15 protein-coding genes are annotated in these 13960 nt (G+C 68.0%); 8 read left to right on the top strand and 7 right to left on the bottom strand.

All coding sequences use genetic code 11. The features are described from left to right. Positions 1-12: 12 nt before the first annotated feature. From ACW14X_RS18500 to ACW14X_RS18470, 7 genes are all read left to right on the top strand, one after another. Positions 13-447 carry an ectoine synthase gene (locus ACW14X_RS18500; protein WP_457162913.1) on the top strand — a complete coding sequence of 145 codons (435 nt, stop codon included), beginning with the start codon at positions 13-15 and terminating at the stop codon, positions 445-447. Next, complete coding sequence (gene thpD, locus ACW14X_RS18495) at positions 444-1343, top strand: ectoine hydroxylase (RefSeq protein ID WP_457162912.1); 900 nt, start codon at positions 444-446, stop codon at positions 1341-1343. Before ACW14X_RS18500 ends, thpD begins: the two co-directional genes overlap by 4 nt. A gap of 114 nt (positions 1344-1457) precedes the next feature. Next, positions 1458-1793 carry a DUF4333 domain-containing protein gene (locus tag ACW14X_RS18490; protein ID WP_350715602.1) on the top strand — a complete coding sequence of 112 codons (336 nt, stop codon included), beginning with the start codon at positions 1458-1460 and terminating at the stop codon, positions 1791-1793. A 79-nt stretch (positions 1794-1872) separates the two neighbouring features. Then, the gene (locus ACW14X_RS18485) at positions 1873-2382 is read left to right on the top strand and encodes a hypothetical protein (protein ID WP_160026799.1); all 510 of its coding nucleotides are present in this window, start codon (positions 1873-1875) and stop codon (positions 2380-2382) included. A 36-nt stretch (positions 2383-2418) separates the two neighbouring features. Beyond that, on the top strand, positions 2419-2901 hold the full coding sequence (locus ACW14X_RS18480; RefSeq protein WP_457162911.1) for a MarR family winged helix-turn-helix transcriptional regulator: 483 nt from the start codon (positions 2419-2421) through the stop codon (positions 2899-2901). A gap of 89 nt (positions 2902-2990) precedes the next feature. Further along, a complete protein-coding gene (gene icmF, locus ACW14X_RS18475; RefSeq protein ID WP_457162910.1) occupies positions 2991-6107 on the top strand; it encodes a fused isobutyryl-CoA mutase/GTPase IcmF in 3117 nt (1038 codons plus the stop codon). Between the two features lie 76 nt (positions 6108-6183). Continuing rightward, a complete protein-coding gene (locus ACW14X_RS18470; RefSeq protein WP_457162909.1) occupies positions 6184-6948 on the top strand; it encodes a helical backbone metal receptor in 765 nt (254 codons plus the stop codon). Here ACW14X_RS18470 and ACW14X_RS18465 read toward each other — a convergent pair. Genes ACW14X_RS18465 through ACW14X_RS18455 form a run of 3 tightly spaced genes read right to left on the bottom strand, consistent with a single transcriptional unit; the run spans position 6896 to position 9219 of the window. Then, positions 6896-7267, bottom strand: a complete 372-nt coding sequence (locus ACW14X_RS18465) for a YrdB family protein (RefSeq protein ID WP_160026797.1) — start codon at positions 7265-7267, stop codon at positions 6896-6898. The two genes, ACW14X_RS18470 and ACW14X_RS18465, sit on opposite strands and share 53 nt — an antisense overlap. Before the next feature lie 29 nt (positions 7268-7296). Further along, the gene (locus ACW14X_RS18460; RefSeq protein ID WP_160026796.1) at positions 7297-8052 is read right to left on the bottom strand and encodes a DinB family protein; all 756 of its coding nucleotides are present in this window, start codon (positions 8050-8052) and stop codon (positions 7297-7299) included. A gap of 30 nt (positions 8053-8082) precedes the next feature. Continuing rightward, positions 8083-9219, bottom strand: coding sequence for a helix-turn-helix domain-containing protein (locus ACW14X_RS18455; RefSeq protein WP_201451217.1), 1137 nt, complete (start codon positions 9217-9219; stop codon positions 8083-8085). 109 nt (positions 9220-9328) lie between these two features. Here ACW14X_RS18455 and ACW14X_RS18450 point away from each other — a divergent pair, with 109 nt between their 5' ends. Then, positions 9329-9814 (top strand): hypothetical protein, encoded by a 486-nt coding sequence (locus ACW14X_RS18450; protein ID WP_201451216.1) that lies wholly within the window; start codon positions 9329-9331, stop codon positions 9812-9814. Between the two features lie 24 nt (positions 9815-9838). On the opposite strand, the gene ACW14X_RS18445 is transcribed toward ACW14X_RS18450, so the two are convergent. Genes ACW14X_RS18445 through ACW14X_RS18430 form a run of 4 tightly spaced genes read right to left on the bottom strand, consistent with a single transcriptional unit; the run spans position 9839 to position 13834 of the window. Further along, positions 9839-10597 carry an enoyl-CoA hydratase-related protein gene (locus ACW14X_RS18445; RefSeq protein ID WP_350844659.1) on the bottom strand — a complete coding sequence of 253 codons (759 nt, stop codon included), beginning with the start codon at positions 10595-10597 and terminating at the stop codon, positions 9839-9841. Between the two features lie 48 nt (positions 10598-10645). Beyond that, positions 10646-12022, bottom strand: a complete 1377-nt coding sequence (locus ACW14X_RS18440; protein WP_350844658.1) for an ABC transporter substrate-binding protein — start codon at positions 12020-12022, stop codon at positions 10646-10648. Between the two features lie 43 nt (positions 12023-12065). Beyond that, positions 12066-12923, bottom strand: a complete 858-nt coding sequence (locus ACW14X_RS18435; protein WP_350715631.1) for a carbohydrate ABC transporter permease — start codon at positions 12921-12923, stop codon at positions 12066-12068. After that, a complete protein-coding gene (locus ACW14X_RS18430; RefSeq protein ID WP_457162908.1) occupies positions 12920-13834 on the bottom strand; it encodes a carbohydrate ABC transporter permease in 915 nt (304 codons plus the stop codon). The genes ACW14X_RS18435 and ACW14X_RS18430 overlap by 4 nt, the downstream gene beginning before the upstream one ends. Positions 13835-13960 lie beyond the last annotated feature (126 nt).

Genomic DNA, 13960 nt, shown 5'->3' with positions numbered 1-13960 from the left:
AAACGAGAGAACATGCGCGTCACCTATCTGGAAGACCTCGACGAGACCGACCGAGACGTACGCGTCGAGTCCGAGCACGGCACCTGGCGCAGCCGCCGGATCGTGCTGGCCCGCGAGGGCGTCGGCTTCTCCTTCCACGAGACCAACATCCCCGCCGGGACGACGAACGAGTTCTGGTACGCCAACCACATCGAGTGCGTCTACTGCGTCGGCGGTGAGGGCGAGCTCCTCGACCGCGAGACCGAAGAGACGTACGAGATCCGCGACGGGATGTGCTACCTGCTCGACAAGCACGACAAGCACACCGTCACCGCTCATACCGATCTGCGTCTGATCTGCACCTTCAACCCGCCGGTCACCGGCCGCGAGGTGCACGACGAGGACGGCGTCTACCCGCTCCTCACCGAGCCCGACGCCAGCAACCCGACCGAGGAGGTACCTGCATGACCGCTGCGATCGAACACGTCGAGGACGTGTACCCCACCCGTCTCGAAGAGGGCTTCAGCACGCTCCCCCGCCAGGACAAGGTCGTCTGGGGCACCGCGGCCGACGGGCCGATGGACCAGCAGACGCTCGACTCCTACGACGAGCGCGGCTACCTGACCGTCCCCGAGCTGATCACGCGCGAGGAGGTCGCGGAGCTGCGCGCCGAGCTGCACCGGCTCAGCAACGACCCGGACACCCGGGCCGACGAGCGCACCATCATCGAACCCGCCTCGCAGGAGGTGCGCTCGATCTTCGAGGTGCACAGGACCAGCGACCTCATCGCCCGGCTGGCAGCCGACCCGCGCGTGGTCGGCCGGGCCCGGCAGGTCCTGGGGTCGGACGTCTACATCCACCAGAGCCGGATCAACTTCAAACCCGGCTTCGGTGGCGGTGACTTCTACTGGCACTCCGACTTCGAGACCTGGCACGCCGAGGACGGCCTGCCCCGGATGCGGACCGCCAGCATCTCGATCTCGCTGACCGACAACCACTCCTTCAACGGGCCGCTGATGATCATGCCCGGCTCGCACCGGACGTACGTCTCGTGCGGTGGCGCCACTCCCGAGGACAACTACAAGTCCTCGCTGGTGATGCAGGGTGCGGGCACCCCGGACCAGGAGACCATCACGAAGATGGCGGACACCTACGGGATCGACGTGCTCGCCGGCGCCGCCGGCAGCGCGGTCATGTTCGACTGCAACTGCATGCACGGCTCCAACGGCAACATCACGCCCTACCCGCGCTCGAACGTCTTCCTGGTGTTCAACAGCGTGGAGAACACCGCGGTCGAGCCGTTCTCGGCCCCGAGGCCGCGGCCCACGTTCATCGGGGCGCGCGACTTCACGCCGGTGGGCTGACCCCTCCGCCGCCCGGCCGCCGGCCCCATCGGGGTCGGCGGCCGTTCGCGTCTGCGCGCCCGTGCTGGTGCGGCGTACGTCTGCCTGATCTTTGCCTACCCCTAGTCTGTGCGCATGACACGCACCCGCGCCTTCTCGGGCGCCACCACCGGCGCGGCACTGCTCGTGCTGCCGCTCGGTCTGTCTCTGACGGCCTGCGGCGGCTCGGACAAGGACTACGTGCAGGAGAAGACGGTCGAGCGGATCGCGACCGAGCAGCTCACCAACGCCATCGGCGTCACGCCCGAGGATCTCGACTGCCCCGGTGATCTCGAGGGCAAGGTCGGCACGGAGATGACCTGCGTCCTCACCTCCGAGGGCGAGAAGTACGACGCGATCCTCACCGTCGACGACGTCGACGGTGGCCGGGTCCACTTCCAGATCGACGTGCCGCCCAACGCCACGGAGTGAGCCCACAGAGTCCCCGGAACCGATAACCTCTTGAGACGTGTCCCCTCATGCGAGGCCCTTCTTCGAACATGTCGCGCGCGTGTGCGATGGAACGCCCTACAAGGCGACCGAGACTGCGCGCGGTTTCGACGTGGAGCTCGACCTGGCCGACGAACGCTGGCACTCCATGCTGCTGGCCGCCAAGCTGCACTGGGTCTTCACCTACCACGTCTCGATGCCGACCCGGAGCTCGTACGCGATCATCGAGGACACCCGCAGCCTCGTCTGGTTCGGCGACGTGCCGCACACGCAGAGGACCGGCGTACGCCGCATCGAGGCCGATGACGAGCAGACCGACCAGGGCGTGTGGACCGTGCACGATCCCGAGGCCGTTCCCGACACGGACCAGTACCGTTTCGACGCCGAGGAGGGGCGCACGCTGATCACCAGCGTCGCTCGGCTCTACGCGCTGCAGCAACGCGGCGCGCGCCACGAGGGGGCGGGCTTCTCCGTCGCCGTCGGCCTGGTCGTGACGCTCTCGGTGATCGCGACCCTCATCGGCGTCGCGGTGATTCTCAACCTTCTCGGGACGTTCGGCGCGCCGTCGTAATCAATTCGTAAAGCCATCTGTGTGATGCTGGCCCGCATGGATCCGATCGGCGAGGCGAAACGGCAGTGGATCGCGCACGGCTGGGCCGATGCCGCCGACGGGATGGCGCTGGTGACCTCGCTCGTGCGCGTACACCAGCTCGTCATGGAGCGCGTCGACGCCGCGCTGCGCCCCCACGACCTCTCCTTCGCCCGCTACGAGGTGCTTCGCCTCCTCTCCTTCACCCAGGACGGCCAGCTCCCGATGGCCAAGCTCGGCTCCCGCCTCCAGGTCCACCCCGCCTCGGTGACCAGCGCCGTCGCCCGCCTGGAGAAGCAGGGCTTCGTACGCCGCAGCCGCTCCGCCGACGACGGGCGCGTGGTCCTCGCCGCCATCTCCGACGCCGGGCGCGAGGTCGTCGAGGCGGCCACGATCTCGCTCAACAGCGAGGTCTTCGAGAAGCCCGGGATCGAGGACGTGCACGGCCTGACCGCGCTGCTCACCCAGCTCCGCGCGGCCTCGGGGGATGCCGTCGGCTGAGACGCCGACGTCGCGTACTGGCAAGTACGCCAGGGACGACCTATGCTGGAATTACTTGGACGTCCAACTATTCCCTGGGAGCACCGCCCATGTCCGACCTCCACATCCCCCAGAACCACGTACGGATCGTGACCGCGAGCAGTCTGTTCGACGGTCACGACGCGGCGATCAACATCATGCGCCGGATCTTCCAGGCGCAGGGATGCGAGGTGATCCACCTCGGCCACAACCGCTCGGTGACCGAGATCGCCGACGCCGCCGTCCAGGAGGACGCGCACTGCGTGGCGGTCTCCTCCTACCAGGGCGGACACGTGGAGTTCTTCGAGTATCTGGTGTGCGCCCTCAAGGAGCGCGGCGCCGGCCACGTCAAGGTCGTGGGCGGTGGCGGCGGCGTCATCGTTCCCTACGAGATCGAGCGGCTGGCCAACTCCGGCGTCAAGATCTTCTCCCCCGAGGACGGCCAGCGGCTGGGGCTCCCGGGGATGATCAACACGGTCGTGCGCGACATCGACCGCGACCTGTGGCCCACCTTCCCCATCACCCCCAACGGCGTGATCGCGGGCTACGGGCTCTCCATCGGACGCGCGATCACCGGCGCCGAGCAGGGCCGGCTCCCCGAGGACTTCCTCACCCGGCTGCGTGAGGCCGACCAGGCCGTCGTGCTCGGTGTTACCGGCACCGGCGGCTCCGGCAAGTCCTCGCTCACCGACGAGCTGGTCCGGCGGCTGCGGGTCGACCAGGAGGACAAGATCCGCATCGGCGTACTGGCCATCGACCCGACGCGGCGACGCGGCGGCGGTGCGCTGCTGGGCGACCGCATCCGGATGAACTCGCTCGCCGCCATCACCGACGGCGGCTCGACGACGTACTACCGCTCGCTGGCCACCCGCGGCGGTCACGAGGTGCCCGAGCACTTCGGCGACGTGCTCACCGTGATGAAGGCCGCCGTCGACCTCGTCATCGTCGAGACGCCCGGCATCGGCCAGGGCGACACCGGGATCAGCGACTTCGTCGACGTCTCGCTCTACGTGATGACGCCCGAGTTCGGCGCCGCGTCGCAGCTGGAGAAGATCGACATGCTCGACTTCGCCGACGTCGTGGCGATCAACAAGTTCGAGCGGCGCGGGGCCGAGGACGCACTGCGCGACGTGTCCCGCCAGCTCGTCCGCAACCGGGAGGCGTTCACCTCCTCCCCCGACGACATGCCCGTCTTCGGCACCTCGGCCGCCGCCTTCGACGACGACGGCGTCACCGCGCTCTACCAGCACCTGCGCGGGCTCCTCGCCGAGGCGGGGCTCGCCATCAGCGAGGGCGTCCTTCCCCGGGTCTCGACCCGCCACTCGACCGGCCTCCACCCGATCATCCCCGAGAAGCGGGTCCGCTACCTCGCCGACATCGCCGGCGACGTACGCGACTACCACGCCCGCACCGTCGAGCTCATCGCCGCGGCGCGGAAGGAGCAGGCCTACGAGATCGTGGCCGCGGACCACCCCGAGCTCGAGGCTCCGGCCGGCGAGATCCCCGACGACCTGCGCAAGCAGCTCTCCTCCTGGGAGGAGACCAGGGAGACGTACGCGGCTGACGAGAGCGGTCGCACGTCGCTCGCCGGCAACTACATCCCGCGGGTGTCGACCCCGCGCTACACCGATCGCGGCGAGCTGACCCGGTTCCTGCGCAACGAGAACCTGCCCGGGTTCTTCCCGTTCACCGCGGGCGTCTTCCCCTACAAGCGAGCCAACGAGGATCCCGCGCGGATGTTCGCCGGCGAGGGCGACCCGTTCCGCACCAACCGCCGCTTCAAGCTGCTCTCCGAGGGCCAGCCCGCGACCCGGCTCTCGACCGCGTTCGACTCGGTCACCCTCTACGGCCGCGACCCCGACGTACGCCCCGACATCTACGGCAAGGTCGGCACCTCCGGTGTCTCGGTGGCGACCCTGGACGACATGAAGGCGCTCTACGACGGCTTCGACCTGCTGGCCCCGACGACCTCGGTGTCGATGACGATCAACGGTCCGGCGCCGACGATCCTGGCGTTCTTCCTCAACACCGTGATCGACCAGGCACGCGAGCGCGGTATCGACCCGGCCAAGGCGCTGCAGACGGTCCGCGGCACCGTCCAGGCCGACATCCTCAAGGAGGACCAGGGCCAGAACACCTGCCTGTTCTCCACGGAGTTCAGCTTGCGCTGCATGGCCGACATCCAGGAGTGGTTCATCGAGAACGGGGTGCGCAACTTCTACTCGGTGAGCATCTCCGGCTATCACATCGCCGAGGCCGGGGCGAACCCCATCTCCCAGCTCGCCTTCACGCTCGCCAACGGCTTCACCTATGTGGAGTCCTACCTGGCCCGCGGCATGGACATCGATGACTTCGCGCCCAACCTGTCCTTCTTCTTCTCCAACGGGATGGACCCGGAGTACTCCGTCATCGGCCGCGTCGCCCGCCGGATCTGGGCGATCGCGATGCGGGAGCGCTACGGCGCCTCGGAGCGCTCGCAGAAGCTCAAGTACCACATCCAGACCTCGGGCCGGTCCCTGCACGCGCAGGAGATGGACTTCAACGACATCCGCACCACGCTGCAGGCGCTCATCGCGATCTACGACAACGCCCAGTCGCTGCACACCAACGCCTTCGACGAGGCCGTGACCACCCCGTCCGAGGAGTCGGTGCGGCGCGCCCTGGCGATCCAGCTGATCATCAACCGCGAGTGGGGCCTGGCGTTCAACGAGAACCCGCTCCAGGGCTCCTTCATCATCGACGAGCTCACCGACCTCGTCGAGGAGGCCGTACTGAAGGAGTTCGACCGGATCTCCGAGCGCGGCGGCGTGCTCGGCGCGATGGAGACCGGCTACCAGCGCGGCAAGATCCAGGACGAGTCGATGCTCTACGAGCACCGTAAGCACGACGGCACGCTGCCGATCGTCGGCGTCAACACGTTCGTACGTGACACCAACGGCGCCCCCGCCGGCCCCGTCGAGCTCGCCCGTGCGACCGAGACCGAGAAGAAGTCCCAGCTCGACCGCGTCCACGCCTTCCAGGCCGCCCACTCCCGTGAAGCGGAAGAGGCGATCGTACGTCTCAAGCGGGCCGCCACCTCCGACGAGAACGTCTTCGCCGCGCTCATGGACGCGGCTCGCGTCTGCTCGCTCGGCCAGGTCACCGAGGCGTTCTTCGAGGTTGGCGGGCAGTATCGGCGCAACGTGTGAGGGGTGGCTGTTCACCGAGGTAACTCGGTGAACAGCCACATCCCTCGTGGAGTTCCACGAAGGAAGCGAGCGTTCAGTGAGTTACCTCGGTGAGCATTCGGGCCGACCCGACGACCTGGGCACCACGTACGACGGCCCGCACCCCGCGACCCGGGTGGTCTCTCTGGTCCCGTCGCTGACCGAGGCGCTCGTCTCGATCGCGGCGGACCGGGTCGTCGGGGCGACGGACTGGTGCACGCATCCGGCAGACCTCGACGTGCCGCGCGTGCGCGGCACCAAGAACCCGGATCTGGCCGCGATCGCGGCGCTGGCGCCGGACGTGGTGCTGGCCAACAAGGAGGAGAACCGGGAGCTGGACGTACGCCGGCTGCGGGAGCGGGGCATCCGGGTATGGGTCACGGACATCGAGACGGTCCCCCAGGCGATCGCGTCCATGGAGAACCTTCTCGACGGCCTCGGCTGGGACCGCCCGGGATGGCTCGCGGAGGCTCGCCGGCTCTGGTGCGGGCCGCTCCCCCGGGTCACTCGCCGGGTCGTGGTGCCGATCTGGCGGGACCCGTGGATGGTGGTCGGCTCACGGACGTTCACCGGAGACCTGCTGCGGCGGCTGGGCTGGGAGAACGTCTTCGGCGAGCACGCGGACCGCTATCCGCACGTCGAGCTGGCCGAGATCGACGGCGCCGGAGCCGATGCTGTGCTGCTGCCCGACGAGCCGTACGTCTTCACCGCCGAGGACGGGCCGGAGGCGTTCTCGCGGACGCCGACCGAGCTGGTCAGCGGCCGGCTGATCACCTGGTACGGACCGAGTCTGGTCGAGGCACATCGTTGGGCAGCCGGCTGATCGCCGGCACCTGAGCCAACCCGTTGATGATGACCGAGAAGACCAGCAGCGCGAGCGCCCATCCCGGCTGACCCGCGTCCAGGAGCGCCAGCGAGGCGAGCCCGAACACGATCACCTTGGCCACCGGCCGGACCACGGGACCACCGCGAGGCGCCTTCGGCGAGGCGAACGACCACCAGACGAACACGGCCGCCAGCGGCAGCAACCAGACCAGCAGCCACCGCGGCTCCTGCTGCCAGCCCCACACCCCGAAGGCGGCCATCGCCAACAGCTCGTCGACGAACACCAGAGTCAGCACGAACCAGCCGAAGACCTTCACGGCGGTCAGCGTAGGGGCACCGCCCCGCCTCAACCAGCGGTTAAAACAGCCAGGTCACGTGCGGCATAGCGGTGGTGCTCGGCCTCCTCGGCGAGGACGACCTTGATGCAGCGGCGCACGGTGTAGTCGGCCTCGGGATCGTTGCCGATCGGCTTGCGGGTGCAGAGCCGGTCGAGGTCCGCGTCGGTGACCCCCGAGACGAACTCGCGCATCGTGCCCATCCGGGCCAGGCGTGGCTCCAGGATCGCCTCCAACGACGGGTCCGCGTCGACGGTGAGTCCGTCGACTCCGTCAGGGGCACCGCCTGGACCGAACCCGAGCGGGTGGTACGGCGAGTCCTCCTCGAGAACCGGGTTGCCGAGCCACTTGTCGCTCGCGTAGAGCAGATGGCGCTGGGTCTCGATGAACGACCACTCGTCGTCGACCCGCCGACGATGCAGCTCCTCCGGCAGCGCCCGGACCCGCTCGAACGTCGCCGCCCAGGTCGCCTCGATCGCTGCCCAGGCCGCACGGATCTCATCCGCCGTCTGCGCCTCGCGGGCCGGCGCCCGGTTGGGCTCGACACGATCGAGCTCGGCCTCGACGTACGCCGTCACGTCGATGTCGTTGACCACGACCCGCCCGAAGTCGCCGCCGAGATAGACGTCGCGACCCCAGCAGTCGACGATCTTCACTCGCTCCTCGAACCAGCAGTCCCGGACCTCCAGACCACTGAGGTCGCTCTGCTTGATCAGCGCGTCCCGGAACTGGTCGGTCTCGACGTACGTCTTCTGCTCGGAAGGCATGCGTCATCGTCCGTCAACCTCGTCCGCAGGTCAACGGCTTTGCCAGGGCTCCCCTCGTAGCGGCTGCTCGTTCTGGGCGCGGCGCTCGTTGTCGCGGAGCCGAGGCTCGTAGTGGGCGAAGAAGACCTTGCCGACGAGGTCGCGGCGACTGTGGACACCGGTCTTGTCGAAGATGCTCTTCAGGTGCTGCTGGACGGTGTGGGCCGAGAGCACGAGGTCGGCGGCGATCTGCGCGGTCGACCTGCCTTGCAGGACGAGCCTGGTGACCTCCTTCTCGCGTTCGGTCAACCCATAGGCGGACATCAACAACGGGTACAGCCGGCCAGGATTGGCCGGCTCGATGATGATCGCGATGCGCGGGTCACCGGTCGAGGTCAGGCGAGCGCCGTGCAGGACGACCCAGATGCCGGTTCGTGACAGGACGCGGGACACGGCGATCTCGCCGCGGTCAGGATTCTCGGCCATGCCCAGCACCCGGCCGGCGAGGGTGAGCACCGAGGAAGGCAGGCGACCGGCGTCCCAGTCACCGTCGGGCAGCTCGGACAACCAACGCTCGACGCCCGGTGTGGCGGAGTCGACGTTCCAGCTGCGGTCGAGGATGAGCAGGCCCGGCGAGTCGGCGAATTCTGGCTCGCGAGCCTGCCCCGCCAGCAGCGCCGCACGGGCACCTTCGGCGAGCGCCGGTGCGACCGACATGACGAAGGCCTTCTCGAGCTCGGTGAACATCGCCTCCCGCGGTTCGCGGTAGAGACCCAGAGCTCCCCAGACCTCACCCGAGCGGGTGCGGAGCCTGGCGATGAGCTCCTGGTCCCCTCCCATGGCCATGTTCCGGTGCCACCGCGGGCTGGACGATGGATCGCCGCCGGTCGCCTCGTACAGGGTCGAGATACCCGAGGTCGAGCGGGCCACATCGGTGAGCTGATGGACGTCGTCGGCGTAGTACTCGGCAGCGAGCCACTCACCGGGAAACTCGGCAAGACCGAGGTGGAAGTGACTGGTCATCAACAGCGAGCTGGGATCCAAGGTGTAGAAGCACGGTGTCCAGAAGTGTGGGACGACCCGTTGGAGGACCTCGGTGGTCTCGTTCCAGAGCGACACGAGATCGCGCGGCTCGGCGCAGAGCCGGGTGATCTTCTCCGCGCCCCGCCGCATCGTGTCGGCGCTCATCCACCCACCGTAGGCTCAACCGGGCGGCCCCGGAATGCCAGATTGGTGGTATATCGCGCCGCCCCTCGTCTTCCTAGCATCGCTGCAGGACGAGTGCGAGGAGCGCGCGATGACACAGACGAGGACACGGACGTCGACGAGGGTGCGGCTGGCGCCACCGCCACCGGCCCTGATGCGGATGGTCAATCCGCTGGTCAGGCGGGTCCTGACCGATCCCCGGCTGGGCCCACGCATCGCCCTGAAGGCGCTGCTGGAGTTCACCGGCCGGCGCAGCGGCAGGACGCTGCGGGTGCCGGTGTGCCTGCACACGATCAACGGCATCCCGACGGTGTTCACCGAGCGGCCATGGCGGTTCAACTTCACCGACCCCGCACCGGTGACCGTCACTCAGCAGGGCCGCGTACGGCACGGCCGAGCCGTCCTCCTGCAGACCACACCGTTGCAGGTCGGCACCGCTCTGCGCGCAGCCCTGGACAACGGTGCGTCGCCGTTCGAGCTCGGGCTGAAGGTCAGCGGCTCCCAGGAGCCGACGATCGCGGACCTGTCCACCATCGAGCGCAGCATGATCCGCATCGACTTCGACGACGAGGCGTGACGTCGACGCGGACCTCGACGCGCCCTAGCGGAAGGCGGGCTTCTCCTTGGCCAGGAACGCGCGTACGCCCTCCTTGAAGTCGGCGCCGGTGTAGACCTCGCGCAGCAGGTCCTCGTCACCCTCCGGCGAGGCCTCCGACCGGGCGGCGTACGCGGCGAGCTGGCTCTTGGTGGCCCGGACCGTGACACCGGAGAGCGGCAGGATGCCCTCGACCAGCGCGTCGATCTCGTCGGCCAGCGAGTCGGTGACGGCGGTCAGCGCGCCGGTGGCGTAGGCGCGGTCAGCACCGACCAGGCGTGCCGCGAGCAGCATCTCGCGTACGACCGGCTCGCCGAAGACGGCGGCCGCGCGGTAGACGATGGATGCCGCAAGCGCGTTGCCGAGCGTCTTCGCGATCGGGTAGCCGAAGCGCGAGTGCGGCGTCGCGACCCGCAGGTCGCAGTGGGTCGCGACCGCGAGCCCGCCACCGACACAGACGCCGTCGACCGCGGCGATGGTGACCTGCGGGAGCGCGAACAGCTTCTCGAGCAGCGCGCGGATCCAGTCCTCATAGTCCACCGCGTCGCGGGAGAGGAAGTCGGAGATCTCGTTGCCGGCGGCGAACGCCCGTCCGCCGGTGCCGGTCAGCACCAGCACCTTCACCGACTCGTCGGTGGCCAGCTCGTCGCACAGGTCGTGCAGCGCGCCGTACATCTCCGCGGTGAAGGCGTTGTGCTTCTGCGGCCGGTTGAAGGTCACCTGTACGACGCCCGGGCGCCGCTCCACTACCAAGTCCTCGCTCACGAGAACCGAGCGTAGGGCACCCCGCGGGGTGCCCTACGCGGGTGCTCATCAGACGTGCGGCTTGACCTGGTCGGTGTAGATCTTCTCCAGCGCCGTCTTCAGGCTGTCCATCTCGGTCTGGACGTCCTTGTTCTCGGTGAGGATCGAGGCCATGTGGTTGGCCATCTCCAGGTCCCCACCGGGCAGGAAGACACGGGCGTAGTCCTGCGAGCGGGTGTTGGGGAGCTGGTCGATCGCGACCTGGGCCTGCGGGGTCTTCTTCAGGATCGCGGCGGGGTCGGCGGACTTGCGGATCGGCACGTAGCCGGTCGCTTCCGAGAACTTGATCGCCTGCTCGGGCTCGGTGAGGAACTTGATGAAGGTGCCGGCCGCGAGCTGCCGCTCGGGGCTGATGTCCTTCGGGATGCCGACGCCCGAGCCGCCGGTCGGGCAGATCCGCTCGGACTCCGCCGGCCCGGCGGGCAGCGGCGCGACGCCGACGTCGAACTTCGCCGAGGTGATCGCGTTGATCAGGTCACCGGTCGAGCCGACGGTGGCGCTGGCGACGCCCGCCGCGAAGTCCTGGATCTGGTCGACGCCGGCGACCCCGGCGACCTTGTCCTTGTAGACCCAGTCCTTGAGGAACGAGAGCGCCTCGACCGAGCTGGCCGAGTTGCAGGTGATGTCGAACGACTCCTCCTTCGACCAGCCACCACCCCAGCCCCACAGGTTGTTCTGCAGGGTCCAGCCGGCGTAGCCCGCCAGAGCGGGGAACTGGAAGGCGAACTTCGCGCCGCTGGTCGCGGCGAGCTTCATCTTCCACTCGCCGAACTCCTCCCAGGACTCCGGCCCCTCGTCGGGCAGCCCGGCCTTCTTCCAGTGGTCCTTGTTGTAGTAGAAGAGCGGCGTCGAGCGCGCCCACGGGACCGCCCAGTGGGCGTCGTCGTAGAGGTAGTCGCCCAGCAGCGAGTCGACGTAGTCGTCGGTGTCGAACTCGAGCGCCTCGAAGAGCGAGTCGAGCGGGATGATCTGGTCGTTCATCTTGTAGCGGAACCACCACACGTCCGACAGGTTGATGATGTCGGGCAGGTCGCCACCGGTCTGCGCGGTCTGGAACTTCTGCGCGATCTCCTCGTAGTCGGCCCCGGCCGTGACGAGCTTGACCGTGATGTCGGACTGGGAGGCGTTGAAGGCGTTGACGATCTCGGTGCTGACCTTGATCGAGTCACCCGGGTTGGAGGTCCAGAAGGTGACCTCCTTGGCCGGCTTCACGCCGCTGAAGTCGATCTGCTCGACCTTGCTGGCGCCGCCGCCTCCCCCGCTGGTCGAGGGGCCACCACCGCAGGCGGAGAGCGCCGCCGCGGAGATGCCCAGGGCGCTGAGGCCGAGGAACCGTCGTCGGTCCAGGATCAGACCCGAGCGATGCAGGTTGGACGAGGTGTTCATGAAGCATCCCTTTCCCTGTTGTGCCAACTGTGGGCTGAGAACGTCAGCCTTTGACGCCGCCTTGGGTGAAGCCGTTGACGATGTGCCGCTGCAGGAACGCGAAGACGACGAGGATCGGCAGCAGCACCATCACGGTGCCGGCCATCAGGACGCCGAACGAGCTGGCCGCGGACTCACTGTTCTGCAGCAGCGTCAGACCACGTGGCAGCGTCATCATCTCGGGATCGGTGATGATGATCAGCGGCCACAGGTAGTCGTTCCACTCGTAGACCACGTTGACCAGGGCCACGGTCGCGATCGACGGCAGCGACATCGGCACCACGCAGTGCCACAGCCTCCGCCAGTGGCCGGCGCCGTCGAGGTGAGCCGCCTCGATCACCTCGTAGGGCAGCTGCATGAAGGCCTGGCGCAGCAGGAACGTACCGAAGCCGGTGCCGAGACCGGGCAGGATGAGGCCCCAGTAGGTGTTCTCGCCACCGAGGCTGCTGATGAAGACGTAGTTGGGCAGCGCGGTGACCTGCGGCGGCACCATCATCGTGGCGAGCACGCCCCAGAAGATGTACTTCTTGCCGGGGAACTCGCAGAAGACCAGGCCGTACGCCGTCAGGATCGCCAGCAGCACCTTCAGCCCGGCGCCGACGACCGTGACGATGGTGGAGTTGAGGAAGAGCCGCCCGAAGGGGACCTTCTGCGCGGCCTCGGCGTAGTTCTCCGGCTTCCAGACCTCGGGGAAGACGACCAGGTCGGTGGTCGCCAGGTCGCCGGCGCCCTTGAAGGAGGCCAGGAACATGTAGCCGAGCGGCAGCACGACGACGAGCACGGCGAGCAGGAGCACCAGGTAGTCGCGTACGGTCAGCGGCGTCAGCCGCAGCTTGCGTGAGGGAGCCGTCGTCGTGCTCATCGGTAGTGGACCCGCCTCTCCACGACGATCAGCTGGATGAGCGTGATCACCACGAGGATCACGAAGAGCACCGTGGAGAGCATCGCGGAGTAGCCCGCCTGGCTCTGCTCCTTGAAGCCGGTCAGGTAGGCATCGAAGATCAGGGTGCGGGCGCCACGGCCGAGCTTGTCCATCGCGATCAGCAGGTCGAAGGCCTGCAGGCTGTTGAGGATCGTGGTGACCAGCAGGAAGAACGTGGTCGGCGACAGCAGCGGGAGGGTCACCGTGAAGAACCGCCTCACCGGGCCGGCGCCGTCGAGATCGGCCGCCTCCAGCACGTCGCCCGGCACCGCCTGCAGGCCGGCGAGGTAGATGACCGCGGCATAGCCGAGGTTCTTCCAGACGTAGACGATGATCACCATCGTCAGCGTCCACGGAGGCGAGTTGATCCACTCCGGGCTGTTCAGACCGATGTCGCGCAGGATCGCGGAGAGCGCGCCGATGTTGGGGTCGAAGATGTAGAGCCAGGCGAGCCCGACGCCGTAGCCGGACAGGATGTAGGGCGCGAAGACCGTCGCCTGCGCGAACCCTGCACCGGGAAGCTTGCGGTTGAGCGCCAGCGCGACACCGAGTCCCAGGGCGAGGGTGAGACCGACGGTCGCGACGGTGAAGATCGCCGTCGTGGTCAGCACCTTGGTGGCCTCACCGGAGGTGAAGAAGTCGCGGTAGTTGCCCAGCCCGACAGGGGTCGCGAACTTCGAGCCCAGCGTCCAGTTGAGCGTGGAGTAGTAGATGTTCTGGAAGAGCGGTCGGTAGGTGAAGACCGCGATCAGAACGACGTTGGGCGCGACGAACGCGACAAAGATCAGCCACTCCCGTATGCGTCTTCCCGAGAGTGCCTGACGTGGTCGCTTGGTCGTGACGGCCGTCATACCTGGCACGATCGGTGAGTCAATCGGCTGGGTCGGACCCCGTCAAGAGTAAAACTCTTGGTCTCAAGATTTCGTTACCGGAAACTGACCGTGAACGTCATGGATTTACCAGCTGAAGCGGAGCCC

It is taken from the genome of Nocardioides sp. YJ-D4 (assembly GCF_054031495.1).
The sequence above is the reverse complement of the archived record's forward strand: the minus strand, read 5'-3'. Positions and strand labels throughout refer to the sequence as shown.